The organism is Acinetobacter sp. EKM10A, assembly GCF_011075215.1.
Classification (GTDB): Bacteria; Pseudomonadota; Gammaproteobacteria; order Pseudomonadales; family Moraxellaceae; genus Acinetobacter; species Acinetobacter baumannii.
On sequence record NZ_JAALLK010000017.1, the window covers coordinates 59,111 to 72,158 of the forward strand.

Annotated in this window: 14 protein-coding genes, 1 other RNA gene and 1 pseudogene; 10 read left to right on the plus strand and 6 right to left on the minus strand. The window is 34.7% G+C overall.

The genetic code is table 11. From position 1 onward, the window contains the following. Positions 1 to 5: 5 nt before the first annotated feature. A complete protein-coding gene (pepP, locus tag G9371_RS16625; RefSeq protein ID WP_000775474.1) occupies positions 6 to 1,328 on the minus strand; it encodes a Xaa-Pro aminopeptidase in 1,323 nt (440 codons plus the stop codon). Between the two features lie 67 nt (positions 1,329 to 1,395). Then, a complete protein-coding gene (locus tag G9371_RS16630; protein ID WP_001150153.1) occupies positions 1,396 to 2,028 on the minus strand; it encodes a UPF0149 family protein in 633 nt (210 codons plus the stop codon). A 64-nt stretch (positions 2,029 to 2,092) separates the two neighbouring features. Here G9371_RS16630 and G9371_RS16635 point away from each other — a divergent pair, with 64 nt between their 5' ends. The 5 genes from G9371_RS16635 to G9371_RS16655 all read left to right on the plus strand — a co-directional run bounded on the left by G9371_RS16635 (position 2,093) and on the right by G9371_RS16655 (position 5,314). Further along, a complete protein-coding gene (locus G9371_RS16635; RefSeq protein WP_000893185.1) occupies positions 2,093 to 2,653 on the plus strand; it encodes a hypothetical protein in 561 nt (186 codons plus the stop codon). After that, on the plus strand, positions 2,650 to 2,934 hold the full coding sequence (locus tag G9371_RS16640; RefSeq protein ID WP_000003719.1) for a cell division protein ZapA: 285 nt from the start codon (positions 2,650 to 2,652) through the stop codon (positions 2,932 to 2,934). Before G9371_RS16635 ends, G9371_RS16640 begins: the two co-directional genes overlap by 4 nt. A 93-nt stretch (positions 2,935 to 3,027) precedes the next feature. Then, a non-coding RNA gene (ssrS, locus tag G9371_RS16645) (6S RNA) lies at positions 3,028 to 3,212 on the plus strand. Positions 3,213 to 3,362: 150 nt separating this feature from the next. Beyond that, on the plus strand, positions 3,363 to 4,736 hold the full coding sequence (locus tag G9371_RS16650) for a tyrosine-type recombinase/integrase (RefSeq protein WP_079275936.1): 1,374 nt from the start codon (positions 3,363 to 3,365) through the stop codon (positions 4,734 to 4,736). 89 nt (positions 4,737 to 4,825) lie between these two features. Next, entirely contained in the window at positions 4,826 to 5,314 is a 489-nt protein-coding gene (locus G9371_RS16655; protein WP_000718105.1) for a CC0125/CC1285 family lipoprotein, read from the plus strand. Positions 5,315 to 5,508: 194 nt separating this feature from the next. On the opposite strand, the gene G9371_RS16660 is transcribed toward G9371_RS16655, so the two are convergent. Together G9371_RS16660 and G9371_RS16665 are read right to left on the minus strand one after the other, a co-directional pair. Then, positions 5,509 to 6,042, minus strand: coding sequence for a hypothetical protein (locus tag G9371_RS16660; RefSeq protein WP_029423758.1), 534 nt, complete (start codon positions 6,040 to 6,042; stop codon positions 5,509 to 5,511). A gap of 323 nt (positions 6,043 to 6,365) precedes the next feature. Continuing rightward, entirely contained in the window at positions 6,366 to 7,289 is a 924-nt protein-coding gene (locus G9371_RS16665) for a hypothetical protein (protein WP_029423757.1), read from the minus strand. Positions 7,290 to 7,680: 391 nt separating this feature from the next. Between G9371_RS16665 and G9371_RS19265 the strand changes: the two genes are divergently transcribed. The 5 genes from G9371_RS19265 (at position 7,681) to G9371_RS16690 (ending at position 12,209) form a co-directional block, all read left to right on the plus strand. Continuing rightward, the gene (locus G9371_RS19265) at positions 7,681 to 8,334 is read left to right on the plus strand and encodes a DUF4145 domain-containing protein (protein ID WP_032009071.1); all 654 of its coding nucleotides are present in this window, start codon (positions 7,681 to 7,683) and stop codon (positions 8,332 to 8,334) included. A 69-nt stretch (positions 8,335 to 8,403) separates the two neighbouring features. Then, entirely contained in the window at positions 8,404 to 9,039 is a 636-nt protein-coding gene (locus tag G9371_RS16675) for an SOS response-associated peptidase (protein ID WP_029423756.1), read from the plus strand. Positions 9,040 to 9,185: 146 nt separating this feature from the next. Further along, the gene (locus G9371_RS16680; RefSeq protein ID WP_023188290.1) at positions 9,186 to 9,680 is read left to right on the plus strand and encodes a LexA family protein; all 495 of its coding nucleotides are present in this window, start codon (positions 9,186 to 9,188) and stop codon (positions 9,678 to 9,680) included. Between the two features lie 3 nt (positions 9,681 to 9,683). Beyond that, entirely contained in the window at positions 9,684 to 10,976 is a 1,293-nt protein-coding gene (locus G9371_RS16685; protein WP_029423755.1) for a Y-family DNA polymerase, read from the plus strand. Positions 10,977 to 11,048: 72 nt separating this feature from the next. Continuing rightward, positions 11,049 to 12,209, plus strand: coding sequence for a hypothetical protein (locus G9371_RS16690; protein ID WP_029423754.1), 1,161 nt, complete (start codon positions 11,049 to 11,051; stop codon positions 12,207 to 12,209). Positions 12,210 to 12,320: 111 nt separating this feature from the next. On the opposite strand, the gene G9371_RS16695 is transcribed toward G9371_RS16690, so the two are convergent. Beyond that, a complete protein-coding gene (locus G9371_RS16695) occupies positions 12,321 to 12,899 on the minus strand; it encodes a glycoside hydrolase family 19 protein (RefSeq protein WP_029423753.1) in 579 nt (192 codons plus the stop codon). 41 nt (positions 12,900 to 12,940) lie between these two features. Continuing rightward, positions 12,941 to 13,048, minus strand: a pseudogene (locus G9371_RS19270) (hypothetical protein); the annotation flags it as partial.

Below are 13,048 nucleotides of genomic sequence, written 5' to 3' on the forward strand. Positions count from 1 at the left end.
TTTAATTATGCTTTAGCTTGCGCCATTAAATGTTCAATATCTGCAATATCTTTAACCACGTCGGCCGTTAAAACTCGTGGGCCTTTTGAGGTCGCGACTACATCATCTTCAATACGAATGCCAATACCACGCCATTTTTTATCTACAGTTTCGTCATCTGGTGCAATGTATAAACCGGGTTCAACAGTAACAACCATGCCCTCTTCATATTGGCGCCAGTCGTCATCTTTTTTATAAGAACCGACATCATGTACATCCATACCTAGCCAATGGCCTGTACCATGCATATAAAATTGACGATATGCCTCGGTTTCAATCAGCTCACTCACCTCACCTTTGAGCAAACCTAAATCAACTAAGCCTTCCGTTAAAATTTTGACTGCAACCTCATGAGGCTCACGGTATGAATTACCTATACGTACTGCATCAATCGCCGCATATTGAGAGGCCAATACCACCTCATACAATGCTTTTTGTTCGGGGCTAAATTTCCCGTTTACGGGAAAAGTACGGGTAATATCCGATGCATAGAACTCATATTCACATGCAGCATCAATTAAAACCAAATCACCGTCTTTAAGGGGCTGGTTATTTTCAACATAGTGTAAAATACAAGCATTGGCACCGCCACCGACAATACTGTTATATGAAGGTACACAGCCGTTTTGCCCAAAGATATAATTAAGCTCGGCTTCAAGTGCATATTCCATCATGCCAGGGCGAACAGTTTGCATTGCACGAGTATGTGCCTTAGCACTAATTGTTGAAGCAATTTGCATCAGCTCAATTTCTTGCGGTGATTTAATTAAACGCATTTCATCAACAATGCGATCAAGTTGAACTAACTGGGCTGGAGCGGCTTCATGACGATGCTCGGCATTCGCTTTTTTGATCCATTGGCTTACTCTGGCATCAAATGCAGCATTGTGTCCGATTCGATAATAAAGACGCTCTTTATTTAATAATTTTTCAATAATTTCTTCATCAAGCAGATCAATTGCATAAGCTTCATCTGCTTCGTACTCTTCAATTGCGCCGTCAATTCCCGCACGATAACCATTCCAGATTTCCATCTCACGATTGCGTTCACGGCAAAAAAGACTATAGCTATAGTCTGTAACGTCATCAAACGTTTCAATGACAGCGACTGCCTCAGGCTCTGCAAAACCCGTCAAATAGAAAAAACTACTATCGGCACGGAATTTATAATCCGCATCACGATTACGGTACATTTCCTCACGCGTCGCAATAATCGCAATGCTGTTTGGACCCATTTTTTCTGCTAGACGGTTTCTGCGATGTTGAAAATCAGCTTGAGGCAATTTCATAATGATCTACTTGATTTAGAATTTTAAAGTCAAAAAATTAAACACAGCCAATAACACATCGCCTCAATTAACTTGGGCGATGTGGTGTAAACATTTCTACAATATTTTGATCTGCGGTGCCTACAGTAGAAGTTTTACTTTTTGCATAAAAGTTTTTCAACAATGAACTTTCAGCCACTGTTACTTTCTTTCTACCAATAGATAAGCTCACTGGAATAAGGCGTACAAATTCATACAATTCTTCGTAACTGCTTTCGCCTTCTTCGTCGTTATCAGAGTCTTCAAATTCTACTGCTGCAACATCTTGCAAATGTTCGATCAACTCACGCTCATCTGTACGAACATGGCCCGATGCCAAACCAAAACCGAGCACAACGCCAGCACACCAATCTGACAATGCTTGTACACGGTCTTGAAGAAGATGTTCATCATCTGGAAGCATTGGTAAATAGTCCAATTCATCTTCCGATAATGCATGTGCTACATCTTCTGCTTCATCTGTTAAAAGCGCTAAAGCTTCTTCATTTAACTCAGGCACATTAAGAGTTGTTAAGATTTGTGTCCATTCTTCACGCGTAGGCGCTTCTGTCACACAAACAATACCTGTTAATAAACCATGTAACTCACTAGGGCTTGAAATTTCTTCAATTCCTTCAAAATGAGCGTTCCATTCTGTCCAGCCTGAAATATCGTCTTGCATTCGTTTATCCAATCTCTATACTTCGTATATATTACCTTTGATTGCAATTCTGTGCGACCTCGTTATGTTAGAACAATTACAGCGTCTACAAGCGCATATTGGCGTTTTAAAAACACGCTTACATCATCTAGAGAGTGAAAATTCTGCTCTCTCGGAAGCTAAAGAACTGGCTGAAACAGAGCATCACGCACAAGTTGTGCAAAAAAATAGCATCATCACTAAAAAACAAGAGGAAATTGAGACATTAACTGAGCAACTCACTCAGTTACAAGGCCAATTTCAACAATTGAATCAAGATGCTAACACACTTGCAGAGCGTTACAGCCGCCTAGAAAAAAGTACGACCGATTTAAAAAATCGTTTTCAGGAAATTTTGGCAGAGCGTAATGAATTACGTGTTACCAAAGAAAAACTTCAGTCACAGCAACGTCAAACTCAACAAGAGTTACACGACTTGCAGCAAGATCGTGACCGTTTGTTACAAAAAAATGAACTTGCCAAAGCAAAAGTTGAAGCCATCATTCAACGTTTAGCAATTTTAGGTACAGCTCAAGATCAACATGCGCAAGAAATTCAGCAACTTGCTCATCCAAATGCTGAAGCTGGTGAGGAGACACAATCATGAGTGAACAAGTCATGGTAGAGCTTCGGCTGATTGAACAAACTTTTAGGCTTGCAACGACTTCTGATAAAAGAGAAGAGCTTGAACGTGCAGCTGAGCTTCTCAATGAAAAATTTAACGATATGCGCCGTAGTGCACCTCGTGTTGAGCATAATAAACTTGTCATCATGGTAGCTCTACAGCTTACTCAAGAAGTATTAAGTTTAAATAAATCTTTGCAAGAATATGCGCATTGTGAACGTTTACTCCAGACTATTTTGGAAGATGTTGAACAAATAGTGTAAACAATTCGCATAAAGCTTCATCAAACGCAAAGTAAGTTTACAGTTCGATAGGCTCAGATGATTGCCAACGAAGTCAGATCAGTTATACTAAAGCTGTCTCTGGGATGTTCGCCAGCCGGTCTGATTCCCCTGAGCCGATATCATCTCTTTAGGATGGTGTTCTGCATATTTAGAGCGTATGCCTACCCCGAGTAGGAAACCCAGCAAGTATGCGTCACCTCCACCTTGAACTTTAGGGTTCAAGGGTAACGACATGCAGCGGCATCTTCGGAGCATTTATTTTTAAATAGATAACAACAACTTAAAACAAATTCTCCTATTTAAAATACTCTTTTTTAATAGACTAATCCTTCAAAATAGACTCTTAATAGACTTCACAATTATTGTGTTGTATCGTTAGGTATTGCTTTGTATTGCTTAAATTAAAGATGGCTCAACACATTAAATTTACTAAATCGGTAATAGACTCTATTCCTTTGTCTGAAGAGAAACAAATCTTTTACAGAGATACAGTAACTATAGGATTTGGCTTATGTGTGGGCAAAACTAAAAGCTATTTTGCTGAAAAGAAAATGCCAAACGGCAAATCAAAACGTAAAGTCATTGGTAAACATGGTGTCTATACATTAGAGCAAGCCAGAACTGAAGCTAAACGCTTACTAATCATGATGGATGAAGGTGTAGATCCAGTTAAGCAAAAGCGTGATATACGAGCTTCAGCAATTCAAAATGATGCTTTACAAAAGCTAGTCCCTACTCTTTATGAGGCTTACCAATACTATAAATTGCGTAAAAAGCTGGCTGAAACTACTTTAATTGCCTATGACGGATGCATAGAGAACTACTTTAGTGACTGGAAAGATGTAAAACTTGATCAAATCACTAGTGCAATGATTATCGATCGACATTTAAAACTTTCTGAAGCAAGCCCTTCCCGAGCTAATCTTGCATCAAAATTTTTACATGCTCTCTTTAATCATACGATTAGCAGATATAAGGATGAGTCAGGAAATAAAATTTTAAATATTAAAAACCCGGTTGTTATCGTAAAAGAAGAAAAAGCTTTCAATAAGATTAAACGCAGAAAAGGCCACGTTCGCGCAGATCAGCGTGAAGCATGGGCGCTTGCAGTTGCCACTACTTACTGGATGGGTGAACAAAATAACGATTTTAGAGCGTACACAAACCAAGACTTTTTATTCTTACTCGCTTTAACTGGTTTTAGACGTAGTGAGGCTGAGGCTGTCGAATGGAAAAATGTAGATCTTCAGTTCGGCACCATCAAAATCGTTAACACCAAAAACCATGAGGACCTTTTATTGCCTATGGGTGATACCCTTTGGCACCTTATGCGTGAAAGAAAAAAACGTGCCGGCAATAATAAATATGTGTTTACCGATAGAAATGGTGTTTCCCATATTTCTGACCGCCGTGCAGCAAGAGAAAAGGTAACTGAGAATTCTGGTATCGAATTTACGTTCCATGATCTACGCCGAACTTTTGGTACCATTGCGAATAGCTTGGCCATAGGTAGTTATACGATTAAAAGACTAATTAACCATACTACTGACGATGATGATAACGATGTGACTGATGGCTATATTCAAGTTTCTTTCGATGATTTAAAGAAAGCTATGAATATGATTGAAGATGTAATTATTTCTGAACCGGTTAAAGCTTTGATTAAAAATCGCCTGTACTTTGAGAAAAATGAATCAAGAAATCAGGCGCAAGAATTAATTAACCACCACATTCAAGTGTTAGATAACTTTAAAATGGCAGGCCAAATTCTAGATTTTTAGAGCTCAAGTTTTAAGAAATCCTTAAGCAATTGAAAAATTCTTCTAAATAGTTAAAATTAATGTGACGCATTTATCACTTTATATAAATTATGAAAAAGATATTTTTAGCTGCTTTAGCAACAGTTGGTTTACAAGCCTGTACTACACCTTATCAAGAAATGGGGGCTTCTGGTGGGGTTGAAGCCACTATTATTGATGATAATGTCTTTCAAGTACGCGCATCTGTAAATGGATATACCCATAAATCGATAGCAAACCAATACGCATTACGTAAAGCTGCTGAAGTATCTAAATCGCTAGGGTGTAGTTATTTCTCAGCTATTAACAATACAAGCCAGAGTTATAATCAAAATATTTCTAAAGTTGATGCTGGCCTTATGACTACCCCAAATGGTGTCTATTATGTCTCAAGTGCTGGTACACAATATAAGTTAATTAAACCATCCAGAAACAATACCTATGTTTGCTTTAATGAAAAGCCAAACACTGTTTTGCCTGGTTTAATTTACAACGTTAAGTATGTTCTGGGTTCTCCAATGCCTACAGGCAAATTCAAAGTTCCGAATAGCTGGCGTTAAAGATATATACCATGAGGGTGAATGATAGCGTCCACAGTCTATTATTTACCCTCTTTTTACTTATATTAGTTATGATGGAAAAGTAATTTCGAAAATCATAAAAAGATTACTTTATATGTGCGTACCAATTTCGAAAGACCGGATAAACCTAATTGATCTTTAACCTTTGCTCAGGTAAAGCTTTTTAAGCTCATTCATGAAATAAAGAAATACCACACTCCATGTGTTATTAGTGGGGATACTAAAAACAAAACCCAAACCCATGTAAGCTTTTTTTCATTTAATATTGAGATAATTGCTAGATAAAATGAAAAAACAAAAAGAACATAAAATATAGATCCTCCCCACTTAACAACAGATATCCAATGCCCGTGATCCTGCTCTATACTAGTAAAATAATCATAAATAGTGGAAGTAAAATGAAGGGGTTTATAAAAAAGATAATTAAATACAAGTAAAATATGACTTGTTACTGGTTCAAATTCATCCCAATTTTTCATTGATGACCAAGCTATTCCACCCACTGCAATAACTATTACAGCTTCAATTGAGATTCCTTGGGTAGATGTAACATTATGATCATGTCGAGTATGAGTATTAGTTGCTGAAGTGTTTTTATTTTGCATTGTAGTTTTATAGTTATCCGCACAATGACCTGAACAAAATACTTTATTATAGTTATCCGTAGAAAATCTGGTTCCGCAATAGTTACAACTATTTGTATACATTTCCTATCCAATATAAATGAAAATACTTTTTATAAAGATTATTACAACATTTAAGAATAATTACAAATGATAAATCCTATGAAGAGATATATGGAAACAATACTATTTATAAAAAAATTCTCTATACATTCAGGTTAATAAAAGTCTAGCATGTTACTGTTTTTTTAATTTGGTACTTCATTATCCTCCCTGATTAACCTTATAAGCCTTCTACTCTTATTTTATAATAATTATCAAAAAAGTTATAAAATTGCTGACTTGTTTTCTAGAGTGACTAAAAATTTCAATATATTTAAGAACTGATCATCATAATTATCTTATACCTAAATAGTTGAATCTATAAAAAATTTTAAATTCATAAATTTTTCTTCTAAGCTTTTTTTTAAACTAGCTGGAGTATAATGCTCAGATCTAAATGTATGTCCATGTATTGCTAGTACCCCTTTATAATCTATAATGAATAATGGCTCTATAGCTGAAATAGCCGATTTAACTTGCCATACATATTCATGTTCACCTTCATGAATAAAATTATTAGACCATTGATTTACTATTTGTACTTCATCAATGTTTACTTCTGGAGGTAAATCAAAAAATTTTTTACCTTCAAAATTTAAAAAATTTATATATTTACTGATATTAATAATTGCCTGAACAGGGGTACCATCTTTTTTTATACGAATAACTTTATCAATACCAAGCATCTCACATTTTACTTTTAGCTCTATAGCATGACGGATAAAGAAAGGGGTAACATTTGCTTCATACTCATACATTAGAGGAGATGGAGCTCCAGGGTAATAAGTTTTTAATTTAGACGTAATAAATGCCCCGGCTGATTTAGCATATCGATCCATAAAAATATCAGTTAATATTTTATCTTTACTTGGATCATAAATCGGCGGTAACCGTAATTCTCTTAAAAATGTATTGAAATTTTTAAAATCAATAATAAATTTTTGTGTAATATTGGTTAAGTAAATGTCTCCTGATACAATTTTATGAAAATTATCAGAATTTAGGTGTTCAATATAATGTAAGATACTATGGCTTTGTGCAATAGCCCAAGATACACCGTATGAACTTGGAGTTAGCAGATTTTTAAGTACAAGTACACTGTCAGGTTTATGTGTTTTAATGTATTCCTCTACTTTACCTTTAATATACGGTATTAATTCTTTTAAATTAATACTGGAATCACTACTAATTAAAAGTTTAAGTGCGGCATCAATTTCATCCTTACACATTTAACACTTCCATATTTCTTAACTCTCACATTGGTTAGGCTGACTAATTTAAATTATGCTCAGATAAAGTCTAGTTTATTAAATTCTAAAATTATTGTTTAATGAAAGATCCCCCATACTGTCTGTTTTTTAAATGATTTGTCAAGTTTAGTGTTTAGTTATGAGTATATTAGTATTAATTTATACTCTACAAAATTCCTATAAAGCATTTAAATTCACTAATCATTATATTGAGAACAACATCAAAAATGAAGTTTTATATAATTTTCTCCCTTAGATGTTATATCTTTCATATGAATAAACGTGTATATAATAAAATTATTGAAACTTTTTATTGAGATTTAATAAAGTTACAACATTATATTTTATTTTTAGAATCATAGGGATAAGTATGAACTTGGTTGCACCAAAAATTCGATTAAAATCTTTTCATTGTCCATTTTGTAATGTTTATTCATCAATGAGTTGGGATATTTTTAAACAAGAATCTGAATACATACTTTCTTTCGCCCAATGTTTACATTGCAATGAGTCTTCTATTTGGAGGGAAAATGCTGATAAAAGTTCAATTTATATCAAGAAGTATCATGAGGGGATGATGGTATACCCCACTTCAGAAATAAACATTCTACCATCTGAAGATATGCCATCTGATGTAAGAGAAGATTTTAATGAAGCTAGAACAATCTATTATAAATCTCCTCGTGCAGCAGCAGCTTTACTAAGGCTTGCTTTGCAAAAATTATGTATACATTTAGGTCAATCTGGAAAGAATATTAATACTGATATTGGCAATCTTGTTAGTGAAGGGATTATTAATAGGAGAATTCAAAAAGCGGCAGATACTGTGAGGATTGTAGGAAATAATGCTGTGCACCCTAGTGAAATGGATGATCAAGATATAGATAAAATTGCCGAAAAGTTATTTAGTCTTATCAATATGATTGTATATAGCGCCATAACTGAGCCAAAAGAAGTTGATGAAACTTTTAATAAAACTCCTCAAGGTGCACGTGATGCAATAGAAAAGCGAGATAACCATTAATCTATAAAATACAAATGATATCTATACTATTCATTCGGAATATTCAAATTTGAAACTTTGGAGTGTGTAATGTGCGCGAACTACGAACCTATAAGTAAAGATCGAGTACACCTACTAGATCTATTCGAACCGACATTCGACTATAAGAATGATGTTTATCCGGGTTATGACTGCCCTCTTATTTTTAGCAATAAAGGCAATCTTGAATGGCGCTCTGTGAAGTTTGGAATGATTCCACCATGGAACCATGACCTAAAATTCTCAAAGTATACCTATAACGCTAGAACTGAGACGGTAGATAAAAAGCCGAGCTTCCGACATGCATGGGCTAAAAGCCAATTTGCTTTAATACCTGTAGAAAAGATCTATGAACCAAGATATGTGAATGGTAAAGCCGAACGTTGGGGAATTTATAGAGAAGACGGTTTGCCTTTCACAGTGGCAGCAATTTACGATTCAACTGTGATTGATGGGCAGCAAGTAAGATCTATGTCGATGCTGACTATTAATGCAGACAATCACCCTTTCATGAGCCAGTTCCACAAACCAGAAGATGAGAAACGATCGATTATTGTAATCCCTGAAGAATACAGGGAAGATTGGTTGAACTGTAAAAAAGAAGATGCTGATCAATTTTTCTTTGAAATGCCTTTAGGTAAATTTACTGCCGAATATTTCCCTAAACCAAGAAAATCAGCCAATTAAGTGCGTAGAATTTCCGACCAAATGCACTTTTGGCTACGTCAATTTTTGACTTCTATTTGTTTATCCACAGCTTTTTAAATTTGAATTTAAGCTCATCTCTAGAATATCATCTTGAATATGTTACAAAATCAAGCTAGGGGAAACATATGAGCGAAATTGCACCATCCATTATCCAGATAAAGCCATACCTTCAAAAAGGTTTTGTTTTATCTGAGGTTATGTCTATCAAGCTAGTTGTACCATCAACTCACATGCTTGTCCCTTACGCACTTGAAAAGATTTCCGCTGGTTTCCCCTCTCCAGCACAAGATTATGTCGATAAAGCGCTCGATATGAATGAGCACTTAATCAAAAATGCAACTTCAACGTTTATTGTTAAAGTTGCATCACTATCAATGCTCAATGCAGGTATAGATATTGATGACGAACTGATTGTGGATCGTAGTCTTGATGCAAAGCACGGCGATATCGTTATTGCCTTAATTGACAATGAATTCACAGTTAAACGTTTAATGATTGATGAAAAAGGTCAATGGCTTAAAGCAGAGAATCCGGATTATAAGAATATTTATTTAGCGGATGGCCAAGAATTAATAATTTGGGGTGTTGTCACTCATATCATTAAAATGACACGGCATTAAGTTATGAAACATGAGAACAAAGTATTTTTTCTCATCGATGTAAATAACATGTACGTTTCATGTGAGAGAGTCTTTGACCCATCTTTGAATGATAAACCGGTTATTGTTTTGTCAAATAACGATGGGTGCGCCGTGGCGCGTAGCAACGAGGCAAAATCCTTAAATATAAAAATGGGTGTGCCGCTTTTTCAAATTAAAGACATTGTTCAGCAACATAACGTAATTGTTCTTTCAAGCAACTATGCAATGTATGCAGAAATGTCACGGCGCTTTCATACGATCCTTGCCTCTTACGTAACTGCAGAAGAAGTTGAACCGTACTCGATTGATGAGTGCTTTGTAGATTTCACAGCTTATGAAAAGAATTTTGACTTAGAAAAAGTTGGCCAGCAAATGCGCCAACAAATATGGAAGTGGTTAGGCTTACCTGTCTGTGTCGGAATCGGCAGAAGTAAAACAGAAGCAAAGATTGCAAATCATATTGCAAAGAAAAATCCCGGCTTTAACAGCGTTTGTGATCTGGTATCAATGGATCCGTGCAATAAAGAATATTACTTCTCACTTATCGATGTTTCAGAGGTTTGGGGCGTTGGTCGTAAGCATTCAAAAAAGCTTCAATCAATGGGAATTAATACGGTACTTGATCTAGCTTGTGCTGAACCTAGAGAAATGCAAAAGAAATTTTCTATCGTCATGGCCAGAACGATCTACGAATTACAAGGCATATCATGCATTGAGATCGAGCACACCCCACCCTCAAAAAAGCAAATAGTTGCAAGCCGGTCTTTCGGTGGTCGTGTAACTGAACTAACGGATCTAAAAGAAGCTATCTCTATGTATGCTCAAGATGCATGTAAACGCTTGCGTGATGAAGGGCTTTTATGCGGATGTATGATTGCTTTCGTTCAATCAAATCCATTTGACCCCAATGTGCCGTTCTACAACAAATCAATCACAGGTTCGTTTTCTGAACCCACGGATTGCGCGATAGATTTTGTCAAAGCAGCTACGAGGATGTTAAACGATATATACAAAGAAGGAATTAAATATAAGAAGTGCGGTGTAGTGCTGACATGTTTAGAGCCAAAGTCTGGTCATACTTATGACCTATTAACTGACTTTAAACAAATAGAGAAAAAGGAATGTTTAATGCAGGCTATGGATGGTATTCACAGCAAATTTGGGAAGAAGAAGATTGGTGTAGGTCCCTGCTTTATACCGAATCGTAATTGGTCAATGTCGCGGGATAAATTGAGTAAGAATCCCTTTCGGTGGGATGAACTGTTAAAAATTTGATGAATCAATTTCTTGAACATATCAAGCTAATAATTAATACTAAACGCCATCAAAAATTAAATTTTATTTATTATGGAAAGTAGTTCTTTATTAAAAAATCAAATAGATAATTTAAAATCTTTTCAAAATATCGTCTGGAATCCGGAGGGCTCTAAAGCTTATCTAGATCACTTTCCTTCATCCGGCATTTTGCTTAAATGGAATGGTGAAATTATTCCCGCAATAAATGAAGTATGTGAAAAGTATCTAAATGCAATTGATTTTATGGATGAAATAACAATTTCAAATTTGGTAGAATTAATACAAGAAATTATTGATTTAAAAGAAGAATTAATTATATTAATTAGCAACAATAGTCAGAATAATCATAATATTTTTATAAAAAATTTTAACTTACTTTATGAAAATATTAACAAGTTAGCTAAAACTAGTATTTACTTAGATTCAACCAAAGCTGGTAGTAGTCTAGAAAAATTAATTAAATTTATTTCAAAACCATTAGGTATAAATGCGGAATACTATATTAATGAAATAAATAAAATGGATATGGTATCAAAATATTCTCTACCTGATATTTTTGTAAATTTATATAATAAAACTCAAGATGGTACATACACTCCTGAACTTTTAAATGAAATAGGTATCCCGACTGTTTCACAAATGCAGAAAAAATTATATGAAGCAGAAAAATTATTAGAAGAAAAAGGAAAAAGAATACAAAATAAAGAAAATGAACTTAAAATTAAAGAAAAAGAAGTGCTTATAAGAATTGAATCAGCAAAAAATCAAAGTACTATCAAAGAATTTAAAAGAAAAGCTGACGGCTTGAAAGTTTATATCTATATATTAAATGCCCTAATTGTCTTTTTATTTATTGTTATAATTAGCATTTTTATGCAAAAATACTATTCTCAACCAGAGATTAACTCTAAAATTATTTATTCTATTGGGTTAATAATTGCAATTTCAAGCTTAATGGCTTTTTTAATTAAAGAAAAAAACATTTTATCAAATCAATATCATAACTATATAAAATGTCATACTGAAATGGTTGCACTATCTACATATATTGTAGATATAGAGAAAATAAAAAGTGAAGATTTAAAAATCCGTTTAGCTGAAAAATATTTTACTGGCTATCTGCCTATAGAAAAAGAAATAAATTCAAATGCTATTAGCAGTGATGCAATAAATCAAATAATATCTTTAATTAAAGAAAGTCAGAAGAAATAAAGATTTGATGCCCTCCTTAGAGGGCTTTCACACAAATACCTACACTCACATTATTATTTATTGTATGAGCTGTGCAACCTGAAAGCAGAATGCACAGCAATATTAATGCTTTCATAACATCCAACTTTTAATTTTGGCTAGATTGGCTTTACGTTCAACTAAGCCATTTATACCGCCATTGATGCGCCGTGTAATAGTTAAAATGTCATCTCGATCTGCCAGTTCATTCAATCCGTTATTAGTCCAGAATTTACAAGCGACTAGTAAACCGATACTCGGAATTGCTACAAGTTCGGGATGTGATTCAAAATCAATGCCCAATGCTCGACCATATTTTTGGTAATTCTCACGTCCAGTAAGTTGGATTGGTCCACGCCCCTTAAAGCGAATACCATCACCGGCCATAATATTACCTAGATCTTTACGCCCCTCGTATGCTGCGCCAGATGCAATTTCTTCCATATATCGAAAGTTGCCAGACTCATGAGCAAGCTGTGCAATGAAATGAGAAAACCGCAGTTCATTGTAGAAAATCGCATAGTCTTTAAAGTGTACGTTAGCTGCTAATGCCAGTTCCTCAGCTCGGCTTTGATTTGCGCCAAGTTTCTTAAATAATGCTGTAAGGGTGTTGCGTCCAATCTTTCCATCAACTGCAACACCAAGTGTTCTTTGTAGATTGCTAAATTTCATTTCGGTTTCCTTCAGATATAAAAAACCGCCCGAAGGCGGCATTAACTGTTTTCAATGTCTTTTCTGGCTTTCTTAAACTCTTTGATCACTTCAACGATCGTTTTACCTTCCTGTTTATCTATAAAATTAAAAATCCAACGGACTAAAGC